This is a genomic window from Enterobacter cloacae complex sp. 302F9, from assembly GCF_050030335.1.
In the GTDB taxonomy this organism is placed as follows: Bacteria; Pseudomonadota; Gammaproteobacteria; order Enterobacterales; family Enterobacteriaceae; genus Enterobacter; species Enterobacter hormaechei_C.
In genome coordinates this window covers 3177488-3194995 of sequence record NZ_JBLGUC010000001.1, presented here as the reverse complement: position 1 = coordinate 3194995, position 17508 = coordinate 3177488, and the positions used below count along the sequence as shown (strand labels likewise).

Genomic DNA, 17508 nt, shown 5'->3' with positions numbered 1-17508 from the left:
TTCCTCTATGTTCGTTTTTTAGCATTTAGCCACATTGATCGTGTGGTTTGTTTGATTTCGAACATAAACGCGCGAAATTCGAAAGTGAAACGTGATTTCATGCGCTTTTTTGCGCATTCTGTCATATTTCTGTAACAATCTGTGCGTTGATTCACAGTAACATTCACCGTGATTTCTTAACATCGCCGCCTCTGTAGCCGGGCGCGAGATGCCCGGTCATTTTTTGAAAGGCCACGGAGGCTGTTATGCTCAGTATCTTTAAACCTGCGCCACATCGGGCGCGACTGCCAGAGGCAGAGATTGATCCTCTCTACCGCCGTCTGCGTTGGCAAATATTCCTCGGGATCTTCTTCGGGTATGCGGCGTACTATCTGGTACGTAAAAACTTCGCGCTCGCCATGCCGTACCTGGTGGAACAGGGCTTCTCTCGCGGCGATCTGGGATTTGCGCTGTCGGGGATCTCCATCGCGTACGGTTTTTCGAAGTTTATTATGGGGTCGGTGTCGGATCGTTCGAATCCGCGCGTGTTCCTGCCCGCCGGTCTGATCCTCGCGGCAGCGGTGATGCTGTTCATGGGCTTTGTGCCGTGGGCGACCTCCAGCATTGCCATCATGTTCGTGCTGCTGTTCCTCTGCGGCTGGTTCCAGGGGATGGGGTGGCCGCCATGCGGACGCACCATGGTTCACTGGTGGTCACAGAAAGAGCGTGGTGGAATTGTATCTGTGTGGAACTGCGCACATAACGTCGGGGGCGGGCTTCCGCCGCTGCTGTTCCTGCTGGGGATGGCCTGGTTCAACGACTGGCATGCCGCGCTCTATATGCCAGCCTTTGGCGCCATTCTGGTGGCGATTATCGCCTTCGCTCTGATGCGCGACACCCCACAGTCCTGCGGCCTGCCGCCGATTGAAGAGTACAAAAACGACTACCCGGATGATTACAGCGAGAAGCACGAAGAAGAGCTGACGGCAAAGCAGATCTTCATGAAGTATGTGCTGCCGAACAAGCTGCTGTGGTACATCGCGGTGGCGAACGTATTTGTCTACCTGCTGCGTTACGGCATTCTCGACTGGTCGCCAACCTACCTGAAAGAGGTGAAGCACTTCGCGCTGGATAAATCCTCCTGGGCCTATTTCCTGTATGAATACGCGGGCATTCCCGGCACGCTGATCTGTGGCTGGATGTCGGACAAAGTGTTTAAGGGCAACCGTGGGGCGACGGGCGTGTTCTTTATGACGCTGGTCACCATCGCGACGGTCGTTTACTGGCTAAACCCGCCGGGTAATCCGGGTGTGGATATGGCCTGTATGATCGTCATCGGCTTCCTGATTTATGGTCCGGTTATGCTGATTGGTCTGCATGCCCTGGAGCTGGCGCCGAAGAAAGCGGCAGGCACGGCGGCAGGCTTTACCGGTCTGTTTGGCTACCTCGGCGGTTCAGTGGCGGCAAGTGCCATCGTCGGTTACACCGTCGACTTCTTCGGCTGGGACGGCGGCTTTATGGTGATGATTGGCGGCAGCGTGCTGGCTGTTCTGCTGTTAGTTGTTGTGATGATTGGTGAAAAACGTCACCACGCCGAAGTGCTGGCGCGTCGTCAATAAGGAGCATTGCGATGAAATTAACTCAGTTAGCGACAGGCCTGCTGCTGGCGGGCCTGATGACAGGCTCCGCGCTGGCGGCGGATAAGATCGTGATCGCCCACCGTGGCGCCAGCGGTTATCTGCCGGAGCATACGCTGCCGGCAAAAGCGATGGCCTATGCCCAGGGCGCGGATTATCTGGAGCAGGATCTGGTGATGACGAAGGACGACCAGCTGGTCGTTCTGCATGACCACTATCTTGACCGCGTGACGGACGTGGCGGAACGTTTCCCGGATCGCGCCCGTAAAGATGGTCGCTACTACGCCATCGACTTCACGCTGGCGGAGATCCGCTCGCTGAAGTTTACCGAGGGCTTCGAGATTGAAAACGGTAAGAAGGTACAGGTCTATCCGGGACGTTTCCCGATGGGCAAGTCTGACTTCCGTATTCACACCTTCGAAGAGGAGATCGAGTTTGTTCAGGGGCTGAACCACTCGACAGGAAAAAATATCGGTATCTACCCGGAAATCAAAGCGCCGTGGTTCCACCATCAGGAAGGGAAGGACATTGCCGCGAAGACGCTGGAGGTACTGAAAATGTACGGCTACACCAGTAAGCAGGATAAGGTTTTCCTGCAATGTTTCGACGCCGCGGAACTGAAGCGCATCAAAACCGAGCTGGAGCCGAAAATGGGGATGGATCTCAATCTGGTGCAGCTGATTGCGTATACCGACTGGAATGAAACCCAGGAAAAACAGCCGGACGGGAAGTGGGTGAACTACAGCTATGACTGGATGTTTAAGCCGGGCGCGATGAAGCAGATTGCGCAGTACGCCGACGGCATCGGGCCGGATTACCACATGCTGGTGGCGGAAGGCTCAACGCCGGGTCACGTGAAGCTGACGGCGATGGTGAAAGAGGCGCATGCGAGCAAGATGCAGGTGCATCCGTATACCGTACGCGCAGACCAGCTGCCGGAGTATGCGACGGACGTGAATCAGCTTTACGACGTGCTGTATAACCAGGCGGATGTGGACGGGTTGTTTACGGATTTCCCGGATAAAGCGGTGAGCTTTTTGAAGGATAAACGCTGAAATTGCCGGGTGGCGGCTGCGCCTTACCCGGCCTACGAACTGCGGTTTTGTAGGTCGGGTCAGCGAAGCGCCACCCGACATAATTACATCTCGATCTCAATATCGCCTTTTGCCCGGCAGCAGCAGGGCAAAATCTCCCCTTCACTGATAAAGGCCAGCGGTTCGGTCAGCCAGTCTACCTGGCCTGCGACCAGACGGCAGCGGCAGGAGCCGCAGTAGCCTTCACGACACTGGTACTCTACTTCTACCTGATGCGCTTCAAGCGCCACCAGCAGAGAAGGGTGCTCTTCCTGGCACAACACCTCTGTACCAGAAAGGCTCAGCGTTACGCGGCTCATCAGAGCTGGAAATCGCTCAGGTCGTCGGTGTTGACTTCAGAATCAATCTGACCGACCAGATAAGAACTCACTTCCACTTCCTGCGGCGCAACCTGCACGTTATCGGACACCAGCCAGGTGTTGATCCACGGAATCGGGTTAGAGCGCGTCTGGAATGGCAGATCGAGACCCACAGCCTGCATGCGGATGTTAGTGATGTACTCCACGTACTGGCACAGAATGTCTTTGTTCAGGCCAATCATGGAGCCGTCGCGGAACAGGTAGTCTGCCCACTCTTTCTCCTGCTGGGCGGCCAGCACGAACAGATCGTAGCATTCCTGCTTGCACTCTTCGGCAATCGCAGCCATTTCCGGGTCGTCCGCGCCGCTGCGCAGCAGGTTCAGCATATGCTGGGTGCCGGTCAGGTGCAGGGCTTCGTCACGGGCGATCAGGCGGATAATTTTGGCGTTACCTTCCATCAGCTTGCGCTCGGCAAAAGCGAAGGAGCAGGCGAAGCTTACGTAGAAGCGGATTGCTTCCAGCGCGTTGACGCTCATCAGGCACAGGTACAGCTGCTTTTTCAGGGCCCGCAGGTTTACGGTAATGGTTTTGCCGTTCACGTTATGCGTGCCTTCGCCCAGCAGATGCCAGTAGCTGGTCATCTCGATCAGCTCGTCGTAGTAGTGCGCAATGCCTTCCGCGCGCTTCTGGATCTGCTCGTTGGTGACGATATCGTCAAAAACCACCGCCGGATCGTTCACGATGTTGCGGATGATGTGGGTGTAAGAGCGGGAGTGGATCGTCTCGGAGAACGCCCAGGTCTCTACCCAGGTTTCCAGCTCAGGAATCGAGATCAGCGGCAGCAGCGCCACGTTCGGACTACGGCCCTGAATGGAGTCCAGCAGCGTCTGGTACTTCAGGTTGCTGAGGAAGATGTGCTTTTCGTGTTCCGGCAGCGCCTGGAAATCGATACGGTCGCGGGAAACGTCAACTTCTTCCGGACGCCAGAAGAAGGAGAGTTGCTTTTCAATCAGCTTTTCGAAGATGTCATATTTTTGCTGATCGTAGCGTGCCACGTTGACCGGCTGGCCGAAGAACATCGGCTCTTTGAGCTGGTCGTTTTTCGTCTGTGAAAAGGTGGTATATGCCATTGCGGTGAGTCCTGTGGTGTTATTTCCCCTCACCCCGGCCCTCTCCCACAGGGAGAGGGGGAAAGAGTTCCCTCTCCCTGTGGGAGAGGGTTAGGGTGAGGGAATTTATTAGATCTTACATGCGCCGCTTTCGCAGCCATCGTCCTGAATTGACGGCACCAGGTCGTCCTGGGCGTCTTCCGCACCATCACGGGTGTTGTGATAGTACAGCGTTTTCACGCCAAATTTGTAGGCGGTGAGCAGGTCCTTCAGCAGTTGCTGCATCGGAACCTTGCCAGACGGGAAGCGCGTTGGGTCGTAGTTGGTATTGGCAGAGATCGACTGGTCGATAAACTTCTGCATGATACCCACCAGTTGCAGATAGCCGTCGTTGTTTGGCATTTCCCACAGCAGCTCGTAGTTGTCACCCAGCGTTTCGTAATCCGGCACCACCTGACGCAGCACGCCGTCTTTCGACGCTTTGATGCTGACGTGGCCGCGCGGTGGCTCAATACCGTTGGTGGCGTTGGAGATCTGCGAAGAGGTCTCGGACGGCATCAGGGCAGAGAGCGTGGAGTTACGCAGGCCGTGAGTTTTAATGGACTCGCGCAGGCCTTCCCAGTCGAGGTGCAGCGGCTCGCTGACGATCGCATCCAGGTCTTTTTTGTAGGTGTCGATCGGCAGAATGCCTTTCGCGTAGGTGGTTTCGTTGAACCACGGGCACGCGCCTTGCTCTTTCGCCAGCTCGTTAGAGGCTTTCATCAGGTAGTACTGGATCGCTTCGAACGTCTGGTGCGTCAGATTGTTGGCGCTGCCGTCGGAGTAACGCTTGCCGTTTTTCGCCAGCCAGTAGGCGAAGTTGATCACGCCGATACCTAAAGTGCGACGGCCCATTGCGCCGCGTTTTGCCGCCGGGATTGGGTAATCCTGGTAATCCAGCAGGGCGTCGAGCGCACGAACCGCCAGCACCGCCAGCTCTTCCAGCTCGTCCAGGCTCTTAATCGCACCCAGGTTGAACGCGGACAGCGTACAGAGCGCGATTTCACCGTTTTCGTCGTTCACGTCTTCCAGCGGTTTGGTCGGCAGGGCGATCTCCAGGCACAGGTTGGACTGGCGCACTGGTGCAACCACCGGATCGAACGGGCTGTGGGTGTTGCAGTGGTCAACGTTCTGGATGTAGATACGACCTGTAGAAGCACGTTCCTGCATCATCAGGGAGAACAGATCGACCGCTTTCACGCGCTGCTTGCGGATGCTGTCGTCTTTTTCATATTTGGTGTACAGACGCTCGAACTCGTCCTGATCGTCGAAGAACGCGTCGTACAGACCCGGGACGTCGGACGGGCTGAACAGGGTGATGTCTTCCCCTTTCAGCAGACGGGTGTACATCAGCTTGTTGATCTGCACGCCGTAGTCCATGTGGCGCACGCGGTTGCCTTCCACGCCGCGGTTGTTCTTCAGAACCAGCAGACTTTCCACTTCCAGGTGCCACATTGGGTAGAACAGGGTCGCTGCACCACCACGCACGCCGCCCTGAGAGCAGGATTTTACTGCCGTCTGGAAGTGCTTGTAGAACGGAATACAGCCGGTGTGGAACGCTTCACCGCCGCGGATCGGGCTGCCCAGCGCACGGATACGACCGGCGTTGATGCCGATACCGGCACGCTGGGAGACGTATTTCACGATGGCGCTGGAGGTCGCGTTGATGGAATCCAGGCTGTCACCACACTCGATCAGTACGCAGGAGCTGAACTGACGGGTAGGGGTACGCACGCCAGACATGATTGGCGTAGGCAGAGAAATCTTGAACGTAGAGACCGCATCGTAGAAACGCTTCACGTAGTCCAGACGGGTTTCACGCGGGTAATTAGAGAACAGGCAGGCGGCCACCAGAATATAGAGGAACTGGGCGCTCTCGTAGATTTCGCCCGTCACACGGTTCTGAACCAGGTATTTGCCTTCGAGCTGCTTCACCGCTGCGTAGGAGAAGTTCATGTCGCGCCAGTGATCGATAAACCCGTTCATCTGCTCGAACTCTTCTTCCGTATAGTCTTCCAGCAGATGCGTGTCGTATTTGCCCAGCTCGACCATTTTCACTACGTGATCGTAAAGCTTCGGCGGCTCGAACTGGCCGTAGGCTTTTTTACGCAGGTGGAAAATCGCCAGACGCGCAGCGAGGTACTGATAATCCGGTGCGTCGCGGGAGATCAGATCTGCCGCGGCTTTGATAATGGTTTCGTGGATATCAGACGTTTTGATGCCGTCGTAGAACTGAATGTGAGAACGCAGTTCAACCTGGGAGATAGATACGTTGTTCAGTCCTTCTGCTGCCCAGTCGAGAACTCGATGGATTTTGTCCAGATTGATACGCTCGGTGGTACCGTCGCGCTTTGTCACCAGCAGACTCTGATTCATGTGGGTTTTTACCTGTCCGTGAAATAAAAAAATATCCCCCGCTTATCCACAGAACCGTCTTGTGACTAACTCTGTGGATAAATACTACATATAGGGGTTTTGCGATAAGAAGAACGCTATATGGTGAGTATTCTAGTATCGAATCTTTTCAGCACAAGGGTTGATTTTGACGTTAAATTGAGGTTGTGAAAGGGTAAAAAAGGCTAAGTCCTCGTGCCGTAAGGCCTGGAAGAGATGTCAATAATTAAGAAAAAAAATTCAAAATTTGATCGAGTGCTGATTTCTTCAACGGGAGGTCAGAATTGCGCAACATGATGTCGCGCAATCATTATAAGAATAACGGATGACGTTAGTCGTTTTTGGCGGTTGTGTGCAACATATAGTTAACATCCACGCCCGGGGCAAGTTTGAATTTATCCGTCAGCGGATTGTAGTGCAGGCCCGTCATGTGCTGCTCCTTAAGCCATGTCTGGTCAACCCAGCCCAGCAGTTCGGCAGGCTTGATGAACTTCTTCACGTCGTGCGTCCCTTTCGGCACCATGCGCAGCACGTATTCCGCGCCTACCACGGCCATCAGCCAGGCTTTGCCGTTGCGGTTGATGGTCGAGAAGAAGACCTGTCCACCCGGTTTCACCAGTTTTGCACAGGCGCTGACCACAGACTGCGGATCGGGAACGTGCTCCAGCATCTCCATGCAGGTCACCACGTCATACTGGTGCGCATGTTTTGCCGCGTGCTCTTCCACGGTTTCCTGGACATATTCTACCTGTACGCCGGACTCCAGCGCATGAAGACGCGCAACCTGTAGAGGTTCGAAGCCCATGTCCAGACCGGTGACGGTGGCCCCTTCACGCGCCATACTTTCCGCCAGGATGCCGCCGCCGCAGCCGACGTCGAGCACTTTCTTACCGAACAGACCGCCGGAACGCTCCGCGATATAGCCCAGACGCAGCGGGTTAATACGATGCAGAGGTTTGAACTCACCTTCGAGATCCCACCAGCGGGACGCCACCGCTTCAAATTTGGCAATCTCTTCGTGGTCAACGTTGTGAGCCACCGGGGATTTTTCGGCATTCATGGGCGCTTTTACTCCTTATTTAGCAAGACAAATGAGTATATCAGGCAATCCCTGTGAATAAAGCGTATAGGTTTACCTGTATCACCGCGGCTGTGTTATAATTTGCGACCTTTGAATCCGGGATACAGTAGAGGGATAGCGGTTAGATGAGCGACCTTGCGAGAGAAATTACACCGGTTAACATCGAGGAAGAGCTGAAAAGCTCCTATCTGGACTATGCGATGTCGGTCATTGTTGGCCGTGCGCTGCCGGACGTCCGCGATGGCCTGAAGCCGGTACACCGTCGCGTACTATACGCCATGAACGTATTGGGCAATGACTGGAATAAAGCCTACAAAAAATCTGCCCGTGTCGTTGGTGACGTAATCGGTAAATACCATCCTCATGGTGATTCCGCGGTGTACGACACCATTGTCCGTATGGCGCAGCCCTTCTCGCTGCGTTACATGCTGGTAGATGGTCAGGGTAACTTTGGTTCTATCGACGGCGACTCCGCCGCGGCAATGCGTTATACGGAAATCCGTCTGGCGAAGATTGCCCATGAGCTGATGGCTGACCTGGAAAAAGAGACGGTTGATTTCGTTGATAACTACGACGGCACGGAAAAAATTCCTGACGTTATGCCAACGAAGATCCCAAACCTGCTGGTGAACGGTTCGTCCGGTATCGCCGTCGGTATGGCAACCAACATTCCACCGCACAATATCACGGAAGTGATCAACGGCTGCCTGGCCTACATTGACGATGAAGACATCAGCATTGAAGGGCTGATGGAACACATCCCGGGCCCGGACTTCCCGACGGCGGCAATCATCAATGGCCGTCGCGGTATTGAAGAAGCGTACCGCACCGGTCGCGGCAAGATTTACATCCGTGCCCGCGCCGAAGTGGAAGCGGACGCTAAAACCGGCCGTGAAACCATTATTGTTCACGAGATCCCGTATCAGGTGAACAAAGCGCGACTGATTGAAAAAATCGCCGAGCTGGTAAAAGAAAAACGCGTTGAAGGCATCAGCGCGCTGCGTGACGAGTCTGATAAAGACGGTATGCGCATCGTGATTGAAATCAAGCGCGACGCGGTGGGTGAAGTTGTGCTGAACAACCTTTACTCCCAGACTCAGCTTCAGGTCTCCTTCGGTATCAACATGGTTGCGCTGCACCATGGCCAGCCGAAGATCATGAACCTGAAAGAGATCCTGAGCGCGTTCGTGCGTCACCGCCGTGAAGTGGTGACCCGTCGTACCATCTTCGAACTGCGCAAAGCGCGCGACCGTGCCCATATCCTTGAAGCACTGGCCGTTGCGCTGGCGAACATCGACCCGATCATCGAGCTGATCCGCCGTGCGCCGACGCCGGCAGAAGCGAAGGCGTCGCTGGTTGCGCGTCCATGGGATCTGGGCAACGTGGCGGCAATGCTGGAACGTGCCGGTGATGACGCTGCGCGTCCTGAGTGGCTGGAACCGGAATTCGGCGTGCGTGACGGTCAGTACTACCTGACTGAACAGCAGGCCCAGGCGATTCTGGATCTGCGTTTGCAGAAACTGACCGGCCTTGAGCATGAAAAACTGCTGGACGAGTACAAAGAGCTGCTGGAGCAGATTGCCGAGCTGCTGCATATCCTGGGTAGCGCAGAACGCCTGATGGAAGTGATCCGTGAAGAGCTGGAGCTGGTTCGCGATCAGTTCGGCGACGAGCGTCGCACCGAAATCACAGCCAATAGCTCTGATATCAACATTGAAGATCTGATCAACCGCGAAGACGTGGTAGTGACGCTGTCTCACCAGGGCTACGTGAAGTATCAGCCGTTGACCGACTACGAAGCACAGCGTCGTGGCGGTAAAGGCAAATCTGCGGCGCGTATTAAAGAAGAAGACTTCATTGACCGTCTGCTGGTGGCCAACACCCACGATACGATCCTCTGCTTCTCCAGCCGGGGCCGTCTGTACTGGATGAAAGTCTATCAGCTGCCGGAAGCGAGCCGTGGCGCGCGGGGTCGTCCTATCGTCAACCTGCTGCCGCTGGAAGCGAACGAACGTATCACCGCTATTCTGCCGGTACGCGAGTACGAAGAGGGCGTGAACGTCTTTATGGCGACCGCGAGCGGTACCGTGAAGAAAACCGCGCTGACCGAGTTCAGCCGTCCACGTTCTGCCGGGATCATCGCGGTGAACCTGAACGAAGGCGATGAGCTGATCGGCGTGGATCTGACCTCCGGTTCTGATGAAGTCATGCTGTTCTCTGCCGCCGGTAAAGTGGTGCGCTTTAAAGAGAACGCCGTGCGCGCAATGGGTCGTACGGCGACCGGCGTGCGTGGTATCAAGCTGGCGGGTGAAGACAGCGTGGTTTCCCTGATCGTTCCTCGTGGCGAAGGCGCAATCCTGACCGTCACCCAGAACGGCTACGGTAAACGTACGGCGGAAAGCGAATACCCGACCAAGTCACGCGGCACGCAGGGCGTTATCTCCATCAAAGTGACCGAGCGCAACGGTTCCGTTGTTGGCGCGGTGCAGGTGGACGACGCGGACCAGATCATGATGATCACCGATGCCGGTACGCTGGTGCGTACCCGCGTGTCTGAGATCAGCGTGGTGGGTCGTAACACCCAGGGCGTAATCCTCATCCGCACTGCGGAAGATGAAAACGTTGTCGGCCTGCAACGCGTTGCTGAGCCGGTGGATGACGAAGAGCTCGACTCTATCGACGGCAGCGTTGCGGAAGGGGATGATGAAATCGCCCCGGAAGCGGACACCGATGATGAAGCAGCGGATGACGCTGACGAGTAACGTCTCCTGACGCATAAAGGGCCGGTTTCCGGCCCTTTTGTTTTGCGCAAGCAGACAAGTGAACGTTGCGACAAGCCGCGTTTACCGCTACCTTAACCACATTCTTTTTGACCCCGACGGCGGAGCCTCGCCCCTTTGAAATACCTCGTCTCCTTTCGTACCACGTTAAAAGTCTCTCGCTATCTGTTTCGGGCGCTTGCGCTACTGCTATGGTTGCTGGTGGCACTGCTCTCGGTGTTTTACATCGTTAACGCGTTACACCAGAAAGAAGCGGAGATCCGCCAGGAGTTTAACTTAAGCTCGGATCAGGCTCAGCGCTATATCCAGCGCACGTCTGACGTGATGAAAGAGCTTAAGTATATTGCTGAGAATCGACTCACGGCGGAGAACGGCATTCTTGCTATCCGCGGTCGGGATGAAAAAACCGAAGTACCTGATTTCGAACCGCTCTTCCCGGACTCCGATTGTTCCGCTATGGGCAAAGCCTGGCGTGGTTCACTGGAGTCCCTGTCATGGTTTATGCGCTACTGGCGCGATAACTTCTCGGCCGCCTACGACCTGAACCGCGTCTACCTGATTGGCAACGAAAATCTCTGCATGGCGGATTTCGGCCTGCGGGATATGCCCGTCGAACGCGAAGACGCGCTGAAAAGCCTGCATGAGCGTATAGTGAAATACCGCAATGCGCCTCAGGAAGAGCGCGGGAACAACATCTTCTGGATAAGCCAGGGGCCGCGCATGGGCGTCGGCTATTTCTATGCCCTGACTCCGGTTTACCTCGGAAACCGCCTGCAAGCGCTGCTGGGGATTGAACAAACCATCCGCATGGAAAACTTCTTCACGCCGGGCAGTCTGCCGATGGGCGTGACCATTCTGGATGAAAACGGCCATCCGCTCATCTCCCTTACCGGGCCTGAAAACCGCCTGAAGGTGGAACCCAGCTGGATGCAGGAGCGGTCATGGTTTGGCTATACCTCCGGGTTCCGCGAGCTGGTGCTGAAGAAAAGTTTACCGCCATCGTCGCTGAGCATTGTCTACTCGCTGCCGGTGGACAAGGTCCTGGAGCGCATTCGCATCCTGATCCTTAATGCCATTTTGCTGAACATCGCGGTAGGCGTCGCGCTGTTTATGCTGGCGAGAATGTATGAGCGGCGGATCTTTATTCCGGCAGAAGCGGATGCTCAGCGTCTGGAAGAGCATGAGCAGTTTAACCGTAAAATTGTCGCCTCGGCGCCGGTGGGGATCTGCATCCTGCGTACTCAGGACGGGACAAATATCCTCAGTAATGAGCTTGCCCATAACTACCTGAACATGCTCACGCATGAAGACCGCCAGCGGTTAACGCAGATCATCTGCGGTCAGCAGGTTAACTTTGTGGATGTGCTGACCAGCACCCACACCAACCTGCAAATCAGCTTCGTCCATTCTCGCTACCGCAATGAAAACGTGGCCATTTGCGTGCTGGTGGACGTCTCTGCGCGCGTGAAAATGGAAGAGTCATTGCAGGATATGGCGCAGGCGGCGGAGCAGGCCAGTCAGTCGAAATCGATGTTCCTCGCGACCGTCAGCCATGAGCTGCGAACGCCGCTGTACGGCATTATCGGTAACCTCGATCTGCTCCAGACCAAAGAGCTGCCGAAAGGCGTCGACCGGCTGGTGACGGCCATGAACAACTCGTCCAGCCTGCTGCTGAAAATCATCAGCGATATTCTCGATTTCTCTAAAATTGAATCCGAGCAGTTGAAAATAGAGCCGCGCGAGTTCTCCCCGCGCGAAGTGATGAACCATATCTGCGCTAACTACCTGCCGCTGGTGGTGCGTAAACAGCTTGGGCTGTACTGCTTTATCGAGCCGGATGTGCCGCTGACGCTGCATGGCGATCCGATGCGTCTGCAACAGGTCATCTCAAACCTGCTGAGCAACGCCATCAAATTCACCGATATCGGCTGTATTGTGCTGCACGTCTGTCGGGCAGGGGAGTACCTGACCATTCGCGTGCGCGACACGGGTGTTGGCATTCCGGCGAAAGAGGTCGTTCGCCTGTTCGATCCGTTCTTCCAGGTGGGAACCGGCGTCCAGCGTAATTTCCAGGGGACCGGGCTAGGTCTGGCGATTTGCGAGAAGCTTATCAGCATGATGGACGGGGATATCTCCGTCGATACAGAGCCAGGCATGGGCAGCCAGTTCACCATTCGTATTCCGCTCTATTCGGCGCACTATCCGGCGAAAACCACCGTCGACGGGCTGAGCGATAAGCACTGCTGGCTGGCGGTGCACAACGCCTCCTTACATGATTTCCTGACCTCGATGCTGACCAGCAGCGGCGTGCGGGTTTCACGCTACGAAGGCCAGATGCCGGACGCGGATGACATGCTGATCACCGACGTTGAGCCGGAGCAGGCGTGGGCGGGGCGGGGCGTAGTGATGTTCTGCCGCCGTCATATCGGTATTCCGCTTGAGCGTTCGCCTGGGGTATGGGTGCACAGCGTGGCGACACCGCACGAGCTGCTGGGCTTGCTGGCGCGTATTTACAGCGTGCAGCTTGAGGACAGCGACGGCGCCACCGTGCTGGCTTCCCCTGATGAGCTGGCGTCGGTGAACGACGATATGATGATTCTGGTCGTCGACGATCATCCGATTAACCGTCGTCTGCTCGCAGATCAGCTTGGCTCTCTGGGCTATCAGTGTAAAACGGCCAATGATGGCGTGGATGCCCTGAATGTCTTAAGTAAGAACCATATTGATATTGTGCTCAGCGATGTGAACATGCCTAACATGGACGGCTACCGTCTGACGCAGCGTATTCGACAGCTGGGGCTGACGCTGCCGGTGGTGGGGGTGACAGCCAACGCGCTGGCGGAGGAGAAGCAGCGCTGTCTGGAGTCGGGAATGGACAGCTGCCTGTCGAAGCCGGTCACGCTGGATGTACTGAAGCAGACGCTATCCGTGTATGCGGAGCGGGTACGAAAAGCGAGACAATAAAAAAGGCCCGAAAGGGCCTTTTTTATTTCTCCGGCGGCTGTAGGCCGGGTAAGCGCGAGCGCCACCCGGCGTAGACAGCGAAGATCAATCTTTGTCCGTTGCGCTCAGCGTCACGGAAGAGAGATAGTTCAGCAGGGCGATATCGTTATCCACACCCAGCTTCATCATCGCGGATTTTTTCTGGCTACTGATGGTTTTAATACTGCGGTTCAGCTTTTTGGCGATTTCAGTGACCAGGAAACCTTCAGCGAACAGACGCAGAACTTCACTCTCTTTAGGCGAGAGACGCTTGTCGCCATAGCCACCCGCACTGATTTTTTCAAGCAGGCGTGAGACGCTCTCAGGAGTGAATTTTTTCCCTTTCTGTAGCGCCGCCAGCGCTTTTGGCAGATCGGTAGGTGCGCCTTGTTTCAGCACAATCCCTTCAATATCGAGATCCAGAACGGCGCTCAAGATCGCCGGGTTATTGTTCATGGTCAGAACAATGATCGAAATGTCCGGGAAGTGGCGTTTAATGTATTTGATGAGCGTGATCCCATCACCGTACTTATCTCCAGGCATGGAGAGATCGGTAATGAGCACGTGCGCATCAAGTTTAGGCAGATTGTTAATGAGGGCTGTGGAATCTTCAAATTCACCGACTACATTCACCCACTCGATCTGTTCAAGTGATTTGCGAATACCGAACAGTACAATCGGATGGTCATCGGCAATAATTACGTTCATATTGTTCATGTATAAGGCTACCTTGCTACAGCAAGCTCTTGACGTAAGCGTCAATGTCGCTGATGTATTTTTCAATGCCAGAGGCATCTTTCTCACGAATTAGATGTTCCAGCGTTTCACATAACTGCTTGCCGGGAACCAGATTAAGCATGGCAAACACCCCTTTAAGCCGGTGTGCTGTCTGTGCCAGCGCTGCAAAATCCTGCGCAGCGGACTCAGTATACAACCGCTTAACATCATCTGGTACTGTATCAACGAAGAGCGAATAATATCCGCTGGCATGGAGTTCGGCATTTTCATCGCCGCCTAACGGTGACTCCAGGATCTCTTCCTGCGCCAGATTCTCTTCAATCAGTTGTAATACAGCTTCCTGCATTGCATTACTCATATTAAAGTTGACGCGCAGCTGCCCAGGGCCGATTTTCCGCACGCCTGGCTCATCATCGCTTAAAAGCAAGCCTGAGGCAGTAAGATTAGACGGATTATCAGTTAAAAATAGATCAAATTCTTGACTCGCGAGCCTTTCGTCCGGGGTAATGCAGGACGCCCCCCAGTTTTCCAGCTGACGAACGACGATATTACGGATCTCACTGGAGGTCACATCCACCATCACCACCACATCGTCCAGCAGACGCTCTTCATCCTCTTCCTGGGGATTCGCCGCCATTTTCACGTGTAAAGAGTAGCGGGTGCCGAGGGATTCGCGGGCCTTAATGTTCAGATGACCGCCCAGCTTACGCGCCAGCTGATCGCAAAGCCAGAAGGTGAGGGCATTCGCCTTACCGTAGTGGTCGCGCTGGGTATCGTTCAGGAACGGGAAGTGCAGGTTATCAATTTCGCTCACTGTGACGCCTTCGCCCGTATCCAGAATGCGGAACGTCAGACGATCGTCGGTGGACTCATCGGTGCTGACTTCAAGGGTGATCTTGCCGATCTGCGTCGTGGTGACGGCATACTGTATCAACATCATCAGGATGCGACGCAGGGCATCGCGATCGCCGTGACGTTCGTCGTTGGCCGGTAAATGGTTGTTGATCAGCAGCTGGAGTCCCTTGCGCTTGATCACCGGCAGGACTTCCGGCACCACCTCATCAATCAGGTCCTGGATGGAAAAGAGCGTAGGGGTGCCCTTCCAGATGTCATTCTCCAGCATGTTCGCAAGCTGGATTTCGTCCACCAGACGAACCAGGGAGTCGGCCTGGCTGCTGAGCTGTCGGCTTTCCGGCGTGCTCAGATCAGCAATCTGCGTGGCGAGTGACTTTAACGGTTGTTTAAAGGCATCGCCAATATTTTGCATAAACGCCGCGCGGCCATGTTGGTTTTTCTCGTACAGCCTTTGCGCCTGCTTGAGCTTTTTATTCACCAGCACTTCGCGATCCTGATCGCGAATGATGAAGATTTGCGTGCGCGAGGCGACCTGACTGCGGAACTGGCGGATCTCATACAGTTCATTATTAACGGTGGCCTGAATAACGCCCTGGTGCTGGTCCGCCATGGCCGTAATATTTTGCAGGTTAAGATGCGGCAGAAGGTGATCGGCAATTTTATTGCTCATTACCGTGCGGTTAGCCTCCTGGTCGTGAACGAGCACCCCAAGCGGTAGCACAGAAATAATCTCTTCATTCAGGGCACGAAGAATGCGCAACTCGTTGCTGGTCCCGGCTGATACCGACGTCGAGTCGCTCTGGCGGCCCGACTGGAAACGGAAGGTGCTGTAGCCAAACAGCGCCAGCGCCAGCAGGCCAATATTCAGCAACAGCGGCAGCAGAATGTTTTGCAGAGTATCAAGCATCAGGGTGCCAAAAGGCACCTGCCACACCAGACGCATACCGGTTGAGTTGAGCGATGAGGCAATCTCAATCTTTGAGCCATTAAAGGAGATCGCTACGCTGTCCGCGCCTTCTTTATCCGACGGCGTGCGCATATTTTGGGTGCTGTTGTCTGGCTCCAGACGGAAACTGTCCAGCGGCATATCCGGTGGGATGAGATCGTTAATCGGCAGGTCGAAGGCAACCACGGTCGCCAGATGGCCCGGCTGGTTAAAGGTGGTTCGCAGCGTAAAGTAGTGGCCATTCTGCCAGGCAAGACGGCGTAATGACGAGAAACTTTCTCGCTCGTCCAGCGCGTTGGCCTGTTGCAGCATTTCTGCCCGACGGGAATCCACAATACTGCCAACGGTGGTCTCTTTAAAGCCGGACGAGAGATCCTTAAGCGGCAGGGTCGAGATCAGGATCATGCTGTTGTCCTGACCGTTCAGGTAATACATTGACCACGGTACGGTCTCGGCGCCCCACAGGGTGTCCAGATAGGAGGAGATCCGCTGCGTCATCTCAAGCGTTGCGCTGTCGTGCGAGCCGAAAATCAGGGCTTCCGTCTTGCGCTGCGGTTTTTCAAGGTAATACACATCCTGCTTAAGGCGCGTTTCCTGCAACCCTTCGCCTGACGAGGTGGCAGGCGCGGCAGCGATATTGTCGTAGATTTGCCAGGTCGCATAGCGCCACGTATCAATGCGCTTATGCACCGCATGGGTGATATCGACGATTTGATAGCTTTTATCTTTAAGCCAGGTATTAACGGCGCTCTGAACCATCACCCCCATTGTGACTAACAGCACAACGATCAACAGAAGAAAGAAACGGGTGATGCTGCCCGGTAGAAGGGAGAATTTGCTCGGGGCGGTAGTTTCAGTCTGACTCATCGATGTGTTTAACCCGTAATGGCCGCGCGGTAATGGGATAGGGCAGTATAAAGGGTAATAACTGAATTTCCAGCGTCGTTAACGGTATGACCTTGACTTTTTATCCGGGTAACCGGCTTCAACGTCCCCGGATGAAAGGTGTACAAAACCCCGTGAAATGTATAAATACGCGATCGCACCGGCAGGAAAATAGCACGAATAAACAAGAAATTAATTTCAATAGCATAAAAAAGAATTCAGCGAAAGCCGGAATCTGGATTTAGTTAATAGTCGTTATCATTTCTGAGGGGTAGCACATAAAATGTAGGCTGACGTAAAGAAAGGTAAAAAAAAACCGAATGCGAAGCATCCGGTTCAATTAGGGATAAACAGACATTCAGAACTGAATGACGGTAATAAATAAAGTTAATGATGATAGCGAGAGTTATTTTAGTGGTGTTGAAGGGAATTTTTTTGTCATTCAGTGCTGTACCGTTTTTTAAGCTAATCACTTGTATTAAATAGAATATATTTTTGTTTTGATTATCCGTGCTATATTTTTAAACTATTTATGCTCTGTAAAAGTTCCTTCAAATTTACAAATTGAAACATGTTGATGGTAAAGTGAAACATCTTCAAAGTTTTCGTATCATATTCCTGTTGGATTATTCTGCATTTTTGAGGAGAATGAACTTGCCGACTGGTTAAGAGGGTTGATCAGTAAGCAGT

At 54.4% G+C, this 17508-nt stretch carries 10 protein-coding genes; 4 read left to right on the top strand and 6 right to left on the bottom strand.

Translation table 11 applies throughout. The features are described 5' to 3' along the window. The first annotated feature begins 245 nt into the window (after positions 1–245). On the top strand, positions 246–1598 hold the full coding sequence (gene glpT / locus ACQG0T_RS15410) for a glycerol-3-phosphate transporter (RefSeq protein WP_003859423.1): 1353 nt from the start codon (positions 246–248) through the stop codon (positions 1596–1598). A gap of 11 nt (positions 1599–1609) precedes the next feature. Further along, positions 1610–2671, top strand: coding sequence for a glycerophosphodiester phosphodiesterase (glpQ, locus tag ACQG0T_RS15405; protein WP_060459937.1), 1062 nt, complete (start codon positions 1610–1612; stop codon positions 2669–2671). A gap of 83 nt (positions 2672–2754) precedes the next feature. Here glpQ and yfaE read toward each other — a convergent pair whose 3' ends face one another. The 4 genes from yfaE to ubiG all read right to left on the bottom strand — a co-directional run bounded on the left by yfaE (position 2755) and on the right by ubiG (position 7611). Beyond that, positions 2755–3009, bottom strand: a complete 255-nt coding sequence (gene yfaE / locus ACQG0T_RS15400; protein WP_003859419.1) for a class I ribonucleotide reductase maintenance protein YfaE — start codon at positions 3007–3009, stop codon at positions 2755–2757. Continuing rightward, entirely contained in the window at positions 3009–4139 is a 1131-nt protein-coding gene (gene nrdB / locus ACQG0T_RS15395) for a class Ia ribonucleoside-diphosphate reductase subunit beta (protein WP_026080618.1), read from the bottom strand. Before nrdB ends, yfaE begins: the two co-directional genes overlap by 1 nt. A gap of 108 nt (positions 4140–4247) precedes the next feature. Further along, entirely contained in the window at positions 4248–6533 is a 2286-nt protein-coding gene (nrdA, locus tag ACQG0T_RS15390; protein ID WP_271040368.1) for a class 1a ribonucleoside-diphosphate reductase subunit alpha, read from the bottom strand. Positions 6534–6882: 349 nt separating this feature from the next. Beyond that, complete coding sequence (gene ubiG, locus ACQG0T_RS15385; protein ID WP_006811346.1) at positions 6883–7611, bottom strand: bifunctional 2-polyprenyl-6-hydroxyphenol methylase/3-demethylubiquinol 3-O-methyltransferase UbiG; 729 nt, start codon at positions 7609–7611, stop codon at positions 6883–6885. 146 nt (positions 7612–7757) lie between these two features. Between ubiG and gyrA the strand changes: the two genes are divergently transcribed. Both gyrA and rcsC read left to right on the top strand, forming a co-directional pair. Further along, complete coding sequence (gyrA, locus tag ACQG0T_RS15380) at positions 7758–10394, top strand: DNA topoisomerase (ATP-hydrolyzing) subunit A (RefSeq protein ID WP_015572288.1); 2637 nt, start codon at positions 7758–7760, stop codon at positions 10392–10394. A gap of 135 nt (positions 10395–10529) precedes the next feature. Further along, a complete protein-coding gene (rcsC, locus tag ACQG0T_RS15375) occupies positions 10530–13376 on the top strand; it encodes a two-component system sensor histidine kinase RcsC (RefSeq protein ID WP_047733526.1) in 2847 nt (948 codons plus the stop codon). A gap of 84 nt (positions 13377–13460) precedes the next feature. Here the strand turns inward: rcsC and rcsB are convergent, their stop codons facing one another. Together rcsB and rcsD are read right to left on the bottom strand one after the other, a co-directional pair. Beyond that, positions 13461–14111: a response regulator transcription factor RcsB gene (rcsB, locus tag ACQG0T_RS15370; RefSeq protein ID WP_003859405.1), complete on the bottom strand. Its 651-nt coding sequence runs from the start codon at positions 14109–14111 to the stop codon at positions 13461–13463. 16 nt (positions 14112–14127) lie between these two features. Then, positions 14128–16800 carry a phosphotransferase RcsD gene (gene rcsD, locus ACQG0T_RS15365; protein ID WP_017383411.1) on the bottom strand — a complete coding sequence of 891 codons (2673 nt, stop codon included), beginning with the start codon at positions 16798–16800 and terminating at the stop codon, positions 14128–14130. Positions 16801–17508: the final 708 nt, after the last annotated feature.